Genomic DNA, 7156 nt, shown 5'->3' with positions numbered 1-7156 from the left:
CCCATTTTCTGTTTTTAGCTTTCTTGCAATTGCCCCTTTTAGCTCAATTATTCCAGATGCATCTGTGTATTTTGTCTTTTTCTCCCTTAAGGCCTTTATGATTGCCTCCTTTATATAATCTGGGGTGTCAAAATCAGGCTCTCCTACAGAGAGGTTAATCAGATTAAAACCCTTATTTTTTAATTCCTTTGCCTTTGATGAGATTGCCAATGTCTCTGAAGCTGCTACATTCTTTGCCTTTTCTGATATAATCATCCTTAAAAATTATAAAAATGGATGAGAAAGAAAGTCAATTGGTGGGTAAAAAATTAGTTCGCTTCTTTTCATTAAAAATCTCTAAATTATAAAAGCCCTTCCCTCTCCGAAATACCAAACATAATGTTCATATTCTGAACAGCCTGTCCAGAGGCACCTTTTATAAGGTTATCTATGGCTGATGTTACTACAGCCTCTTGCTTTTCTTGGGCTATATTTATAAGGCATAGATTTGTTCCAACCACCTCCTTTGTTTTTGGGGGCTTGTCAACAATTCTTACAAATTGCTCATTTTTATAGAAATCCTTATAGACATCCAAAAGCTTGACATCGCTTAAAACCTTGATGTAGATGGTTGAGAGTATACCGCAATCCATTGGGATAAGATGGGGGGTAAAGGTAACATTTACCCTCTCTCCTGCCAATAATGAAAGCTCCTGATTTATCTCAGGGGTATGGCGATGTGTAAAAATAGAGTATGCAGAAACGCTTTCATTTACCTCGGGAAAATGGGTAAGCATGCTTGGGCTTCTTCCTGCACCAGAAATGCCTGTTTTTGCATCAATGATTATAGAGTTTAAATCTATAAGCCTATTTTTTATAGCTGGAGCAAGGGCTAGTATAGAAGATGTAGGATAGCAGCCTGGGTTTGCTATAATCTTTGCATCCTTTATTTTTTCTCTGTAAAGCTCGGGTAATCCATAAACTGACTCTTTTATAAGATGGGGTGCGAGGTGCTGGGTATTATACCATTTCTCATATACATCGGGGTCTTTTAGCCTGAAATCTGATGAGAGGTCTACTACCCTTTTTTTAAGCTCATATAGGGAGGGAATATACTCCTGTGACACGATGTGTGGAAGGCAGAGAAAGATAACATCAGATTCTGCACAAGATGCTACATCCATTGTGGTTTTAACAGAAATATTGCAAAGAAGGCCAGGAAATATATCAGAAATTGGCATCTCTTTCTCTATGTGGGCAGAAAGATGGATAATTTCTGCCTCCCTATGCCTTAAAAGGAGTCTTATAAGCTCCCTTCCTGTATAACCCGTTGCTCCGATAATGCTTACTTTAATCATTTATATTATATATTATATGTGAAAGGTGGAAGAATTACAATAAAAAATTCATCCACCTATGAGTGGGGCCCTGGTGCTCTTTCTTCATCGCTTTCCCCTAATACCTGAACGCATATCTTTTTTAATGCCTGATATGATAAGGATGTTTCTGGAAAAGAAAGGAAGGAAAGGTTTTCTTCCTCGTATTTTTGAAGCATTGGATCGAATGGAATACAGCCTAAAAATGGAATATCCATTTTAAGCCAATTGGGTATTTTGTCCATCTTATTTCCAATCAAACAAACCTTACTTACATCATTTTCAAGCTCTTTTATAAGGTTTATTATGGTTTTGGCTGTTATGAGGCTTCTCAAACAAGGATCAATAACAATAAACATAAGGTTAACGCTTGCATCTGTCTGCCTGCTTATATGCTCAATCCCTGCCTCATTGTCAATAACAATATAATTATAGGATTTTGCAATTTTGTTTAATACCTCCCTTAAGGCATTATTAACCGAGCAATAGCACCCCTTCCCCTCTTTTCTTCCCATAGCCAAAAGGTCAATTTTTCCCTCATCTATTGCCATATTTGTCCCATATTCAAGGAATGAGAATAAGTCCATTGAATTGGGTTTATCCTTCTTCGCAGACTCCTTTAATTGGCCAAGTGTTTTAGGAGCATCCATTCCCAAAAGGAAATGGAGGTTAAAGGAGGGATCTGCATCAACCGCAAGGATAGAGCCTTTTTTTAAGGAAAGAAGATAGTTGATTATAAGGCTTGTGATTGTTGTCTTTCCACAACCTCCCTTTCCCGCTACAGCAATTGTATATGCCATTCGTCGCTTCGCTCCAAATTTTTATCCTCTCATCAATTTGAGATTTGCATTTTAAAATTTGCAATTTTTATGCTCTTGGATGATATCTTTTATGAAATTCCTTCATTGTATTGCTGTCAAGGTGTGTATAAATTTGGGTGGTTGATATATCAGAATGTCCAAGTAATTCTTGAATTACCCTAAGATCAGCCTTATTTCTTAAAAGGTGCGTGGCAAATGAATGCCTAATGATATGGGGAAATAGGTTTTTTCTTATTCCAGCAATTATTCCATATCTTTTAATCATTTTCCAAACAGCCTCCCTGGTTAAAGGAGAGCCCCTCCAATTTAAAAAAAGAAAGCCAGAATCCCCTTTTTTCTTCAAAAAACATCCCCTTTTTTGAAGAAAAACTTTAAGATATTTTATTGCCTCCTTTCCAATGGGAACAATCCTTTCCTTTTCCCTTTTTCCAAATACCCTGACAAATCCAAGCTCAAGGTTTAATTGTTCAATTTTTAATTTAGTAATCTCAGAGACTCTCATTCCCGTTGAGTATAATAGTTCAAGTAATGCTTTATCTCTTATCCCCAAATTGCTTGTAATATTAGGAGAAGAAAGAAGCTTTTCTATCTCCTCATAAGTTAAGAAATTTGGAAGTTTCCTTTCCCTTTTTTGAGATTTAAGAAAAGATGCTGGATTTGATTGTATAATTCCCTCTTGAAGGAGGAATTTAAAAAATGCCCTTATGCTTGCAATTTTTCTTAATATACTACTTGAAGAAAGATTATTTTTTTTAAGAGTTAATAAGTAATTAAAAAGAATTTTTATGTCTATATCTTGAAAGGCTGTTTTTTTAAGGAAAAGGATAAAATGGCTAATGTCATTTCTATATGCAGAGACTGTATTCCTTGAAAACCCCCTTTCTAATAAGAGGTAATCTATGAATTTATCAAGCTCACAAGCTGACATTTTGCCTCTTTTATTGTTACTGGATTTCCATGTCCTGGATAAAGTGTTGTGTTATCTGGAAAATTTAATAATTTCTTAATGGAATTTATTAAGATTTTATGGTCTCCCCCTGGAAGGTCTGTTCTTCCTATTCCCTGTGAAAATATCGTATCGCCACAAAATATAGCATCATCAAAAAGAAGGGAGATAGAGCCTGGGGTATGGCCTGGTGTTTCAATAACCTTAAGGTTTATATCCCCCACTGTGATAATGTCATTTTCTTTAATTGTTCTTGTGGCTTCTTTAAATTTCATAGAAGAGCCCAAAAATCCCGATAAATTAAGAAGGGGATTAAAAAGTCCTTCTTTGTCTTTAAGATGGACAAGAAGCTCTGCTTTTGTCTCTTTTCTTATCTCATCATCTCCCATAATATGGTCTATATGGCAATGTGTATTTATGATATATTTAAGGGATAGCTTATGTGAATAGAGAAAATATATAATTTGCTCTACACCTTCTCCTGCATCAATCAATATTGCGCTCTTCTTGTTAAAGATAAGATAGCAATTTGTTTCGTAGTCTCCTACACAAAAGGTTTTAAGCCCTTTCATTTATTGCCCTCTCTATCCTTCTTAAAAGCTCTCTTTCATCTGGAATTTCGGATGTATCGATAGGAAGATTAGCCATTGCATCAAGGCAGGCCCTGATTATTGAATTTTTTGTTATCCTCTCCCTTTTGTTTTTAGAGTTTCTGCTTCTCATAATCTTTTTCTCAAGCCCCGAAAGAAAAGAAAGGTGGGATTCTTTAAGAAGGATTGTAAGTCTATGTTCAAAAGTTCTAAACTTCGGAAGTTTAGAACTTAAGACCTTCTCCTCTATCCCTTTTGTGTCGGTTTGGGTTATTTCAAATAGGGCATCTGCCCCTTTTCCCAATACAGGCTTTTTCATTTGTCTTTCTACTTAAAATTCATTTTTCCTTAACCCCATAGACTCTTTAGACTTTTATTGTTTTTTTAACAATTTCTTTAGAAAGGTCGTGATAATCAATTGTTCCATATGACCTTGGTGCATAGAGCATTATGGGCATTCCATGCGATGGAGACTCAGCAAGCTTTACATTTCTCCTTATCCTTGTTTTGGAAACATTGTTTTTAAAATAACCCGTAATCTTTTCTAAAGCCTCTTTTGCAAGCTTTGTTTTCTCTGTATAGAGGGTAGGAACTATACTTAAAATTTCAAGGCTATGATTTAACTTATTCTTTACAATCTCAATTGTCCTTATAAGCTTATCTATTCCCTCTAGGGCAAAAAATTCTGTCTGAAGGGGTATAATCAGATATTGTGCGGTGGTCAATGAATTTAGGGTAAGAAGCCCAAGTGAAGGTGGGCAATCAATCAAAATATAATCATAGCTGTCTATTATTTCCTCTACCTTCTCTTTTAAAACCCTCTCCCTTCCAATCATATTGACAAGTTCTATCTCTGCTCCAGAGAGATTGATATGTGATGGGGCTACATCTAATTTAGAAACGGATGTTTTAAGAATTATATCGGATAGTTTTATATCTTGTGAAATTAAAACATCATACATTGAATGGTTTAATTTATGAATTGAAATATCCAGATGGATGCTTGCATTTGCTTGGGGATCCATATCTATAATTAAGGTTTTATAACCCAAAGAGGAAATTCCTGCTCCTAAATTAACACAAGTTGTGGTCTTTCCCACGCCACCCTTTTGGTTAGCAATCGCAATAATTTTCCCCATTCAGGCCTTTTTTAATAAATAATTGCCCATCTTTTTTTACGAGCAAGCACGCTTTTCTTTTTTCTTCTCACAGAAGGTTTATCATAATATGCCCGTTTTTTAAGCTCCTCTGTTATTCCTTCCTCAAGGCATTTTCTTTTGAATCTTCTTAAGGCATTGTCTAAGGATTCATTGTCATAAACCTTTATCCCAACCATTGCTTTTTTCATTTTATCCCGGAGGCCAATTTAACCTCCTTCCTCCTAATATATGAATGTGTAAGTGAAAGACCTCACATCCCGAATCTCTTCCACAATTTATCACTATTCTAAAACCATTTTGTGAAATATCCTTTGTTAATTCCTTAATTTTCAACATCATTTCACCAATTATATCTTTATCTTCAAGTGAAAGAATATCTGCAATGTGTTTTTTTGGAATTAAGAGAAGATGAAATGGAGCCTGTGGATTTATATCATAAAATGCCATCATTTTTTCATCCTCATAGGCAATATTTGCCTTTATCTCTTTATTTACAATCTTACAAAAGATACAATCTTCCATTTAAATCCTAAATTCTTCCTCCCTTTTTATCTCCCTATCTCCAATATCACTTCTAAAATATATATTTTCATATTTTACATTAGATATTGCATTATAAACCTTTGTTTTTGCGGATTTTATAGTATTTCCTAATCCTGTTATTCCCAATACCCTTCCACCAGAGGTAAGGAGCTTTCCCTCCCTATCCTCCACACCTGCATAGAAAACAAAAATATCATTATCATTTATTTGGGAAACACCTTTTATTTCTTTATGTTTCTCATAATTTTCTGGATAGCCTAAGGAGGCAAGAACCACGCAAAGGGATTTTCTTTTATCTACTTCTAATTTTACCTTATTCAACCCTCCCTCTATGGTTGCCATAATGGGTATTAGAAGATCTGAGCGTAATCTTGGAATTATTGCCTGTGTCTCTGGGTCTCCAAATCTTGTATTGTATTCCAGAAGATACGGATTGTTATCCTTAAAAATAAGCCCAAGATAGAGAATTCCTTTAAATACAATTCCCAGATTATGAAGACCTGAAATTGTAGGAATTAAAATATCTTTCTTTATTTTTTCCTCTAAATCTTGCGTGATTAGGCTGGTGGGAGAATATGCACCCATTCCACCTGTATTTGGTCCAGAATCGCCATCAAATATCCTTTTATGATCCTGGGATATGGGTAGGGAAAGAAAATTTTCTCCCTCAATAAAGGCAATATATGAAGCCTCCTCTCCCTCGATAAAATCTTCAATAATTACCTTATCTCCCGCAGAATTAAATATTCTCTCCTCCATAATCTTCCCTATAGCTGTTGTTCCTTCCCTTTGGTCTTCGCAGACAAATGTTCCTTTTCCAAAGCATAAACCATCTGCTTTTATTACAATTGGATACTTCTTTTTAAAGATATACTTTAATGCCTCTTCTGCCTCTGAGAATACCTTAAATTTTGCGGTTGGGATATTGTTTTTTCTCATAAATTCCTTTGCAAATACCTTGCTTGTCTCAAGTTGTGCTGCCTCTTTTGAAGGTCCAAATATCATAAGGTTTTTTTCATTCCAATGATTAACTATTCCGCTAGCAAGCGGCGTTTCTGGTCCAACTATGGTAAGGTCTATTTTTTGCTCCTTTACAAAGGAGGAAAGAGAAAATAGGTCTTTTTTCTTTACAGCTATATTTTTTCCAAACCTTTTTGTTCCACCATTTCCAGGGGCAACAAATATTTCATCTACATTAGGGCTTTGGGAAAGCTTCCATCCAATGGCATCTTCCCTCCCTCCATTCCCGATAATTAAAATTTTCATAACAAAAGTATAATTTTACTTTTATCATTTAGTCAAGGCTTTTTTAAATTCTAAACTTAAAAACTTCAGAAGTTCTTAACTTAAGAAGTTTGGAAGATTAAAAATGGCGAGGCCCGGAATCGAACTGGGGACGCCGGGATTTTCAGTCCCGCGCTCTACCAACTGAGCTACCTCGCCTTTATCGCTTCGCCTTCGCGCTCCTCATAGGGGACTACGCTCCCCTCCCTGACACCTACTTCTTAAGCCACAGATAACTTTGGATGAAACAGTAATTTTGTATCCTCTATTCGTGTTCATTCGTGGTTATAAGATAAATTTACCACATAAAAAATAGAGACAAATAATTTTAGATAGCTATAGTATCTTCCATTACTTAGTGCAAAAATAGATAGGGTTGTGTTTATCTGTTAAAAATTCATCCACCTTTTAAGAAATTTTGAATTCTAAATTTTGAATTTTGAATTGAAGGTTTAAG

Annotated in this window: 10 protein-coding genes and 1 tRNA gene; all 11 read right to left on the bottom strand. The window is 35.3% G+C overall.

What is annotated here, in order from left to right:
• Nucleotides 1-255: aminotransferase class I/II-fold pyridoxal phosphate-dependent enzyme (locus AB1397_01490; protein ID MEW6481671.1), on the bottom strand; the 255-nt coding region annotated here is incomplete at its 3' end.
• Between the two features lie 86 nt (nucleotides 256-341).
• Nucleotides 342-1337, bottom strand: a complete 996-nt coding sequence (gene argC, locus AB1397_01485) for an N-acetyl-gamma-glutamyl-phosphate reductase (GenBank protein MEW6481670.1) — start codon at nucleotides 1335-1337, stop codon at nucleotides 342-344.
• Nucleotides 1338-1393: 56 nt separating this feature from the next.
• A complete protein-coding gene (locus AB1397_01480) occupies nucleotides 1394-2155 on the bottom strand; it encodes an AAA family ATPase (protein ID MEW6481669.1) in 762 nt (253 codons plus the stop codon).
• A 67-nt stretch (nucleotides 2156-2222) separates the two neighbouring features.
• Nucleotides 2223-3104 carry a site-specific tyrosine recombinase XerD gene (gene xerD / locus AB1397_01475; GenBank protein ID MEW6481668.1) on the bottom strand — a complete coding sequence of 294 codons (882 nt, stop codon included), beginning with the start codon at nucleotides 3102-3104 and terminating at the stop codon, nucleotides 2223-2225.
• Nucleotides 3074-3694 carry an MBL fold metallo-hydrolase gene (locus AB1397_01470; protein ID MEW6481667.1) on the bottom strand — a complete coding sequence of 207 codons (621 nt, stop codon included), beginning with the start codon at nucleotides 3692-3694 and terminating at the stop codon, nucleotides 3074-3076. The genes xerD and AB1397_01470 overlap by 31 nt, the downstream gene beginning before the upstream one ends.
• Nucleotides 3681-4031 carry a hypothetical protein gene (locus tag AB1397_01465; protein ID MEW6481666.1) on the bottom strand — a complete coding sequence of 117 codons (351 nt, stop codon included), beginning with the start codon at nucleotides 4029-4031 and terminating at the stop codon, nucleotides 3681-3683. The genes AB1397_01470 and AB1397_01465 overlap by 14 nt, the downstream gene beginning before the upstream one ends.
• 46 nt (nucleotides 4032-4077) lie before the next feature.
• A complete protein-coding gene (locus AB1397_01460) occupies nucleotides 4078-4851 on the bottom strand; it encodes an AAA family ATPase (protein MEW6481665.1) in 774 nt (257 codons plus the stop codon).
• 11 nt (nucleotides 4852-4862) lie between these two features.
• Nucleotides 4863-5048, bottom strand: a complete 186-nt coding sequence (gene rpsU, locus AB1397_01455; protein MEW6481664.1) for a 30S ribosomal protein S21 — start codon at nucleotides 5046-5048, stop codon at nucleotides 4863-4865.
• 13 nt (nucleotides 5049-5061) lie between these two features.
• The gene (locus tag AB1397_01450) at nucleotides 5062-5394 is read right to left on the bottom strand and encodes a histidine triad nucleotide-binding protein (protein MEW6481663.1); all 333 of its coding nucleotides are present in this window, start codon (nucleotides 5392-5394) and stop codon (nucleotides 5062-5064) included.
• The gene (gene purD, locus AB1397_01445) at nucleotides 5395-6681 is read right to left on the bottom strand and encodes a phosphoribosylamine--glycine ligase (protein MEW6481662.1); all 1287 of its coding nucleotides are present in this window, start codon (nucleotides 6679-6681) and stop codon (nucleotides 5395-5397) included.
• A 104-nt stretch (nucleotides 6682-6785) separates the two neighbouring features.
• Nucleotides 6786-6858: transfer RNA gene (locus AB1397_01440), tRNA-Phe, on the bottom strand.
• Nucleotides 6859-7156: the final 298 nt, after the last annotated feature.

It is taken from the genome of bacterium, from assembly GCA_040756715.1.
Taxonomy (GTDB): Bacteria; UBA9089; UBA9088; order UBA9088; family UBA9088; genus JBFLYE01.
This window is presented reverse-complemented; position numbering and strand designations above follow the sequence as displayed.

Excerpts from the sequence above, each read along its gene's own strand:
- xerD (MEW6481668.1), bottom strand. The coding sequence starts at position 3,104 with ATGTCAGCTTGTGAGCTTGATAAATTCATAGATTACCTCTTATTAGAA.
- AB1397_01465 (MEW6481666.1), bottom strand. The coding sequence starts at position 4,031 with ATGAAAAAGCCTGTATTGGGAAAAGGGGCAGATGCCCTATTTGAAATA.
- purD (MEW6481662.1), bottom strand. The coding sequence starts at position 6,681 with ATGAAAATTTTAATTATCGGGAATGGAGGGAGGGAAGATGCCATTGGA.
- AB1397_01460 (MEW6481665.1), bottom strand. The coding sequence starts at position 4,851 with ATGGGGAAAATTATTGCGATTGCTAACCAAAAGGGTGGCGTGGGAAAG.
- AB1397_01450 (MEW6481663.1), bottom strand. The coding sequence starts at position 5,394 with ATGGAAGATTGTATCTTTTGTAAGATTGTAAATAAAGAGATAAAGGCA.
- argC (MEW6481670.1), bottom strand. The coding sequence starts at position 1,337 with ATGATTAAAGTAAGCATTATCGGAGCAACGGGTTATACAGGAAGGGAG.
- rpsU (MEW6481664.1), bottom strand. The coding sequence starts at position 5,048 with ATGGTTGGGATAAAGGTTTATGACAATGAATCCTTAGACAATGCCTTA.
- AB1397_01470 (MEW6481667.1), bottom strand. The coding sequence starts at position 3,694 with ATGAAAGGGCTTAAAACCTTTTGTGTAGGAGACTACGAAACAAATTGC.
- AB1397_01480 (MEW6481669.1), bottom strand. The coding sequence starts at position 2,155 with ATGGCATATACAATTGCTGTAGCGGGAAAGGGAGGTTGTGGAAAGACA.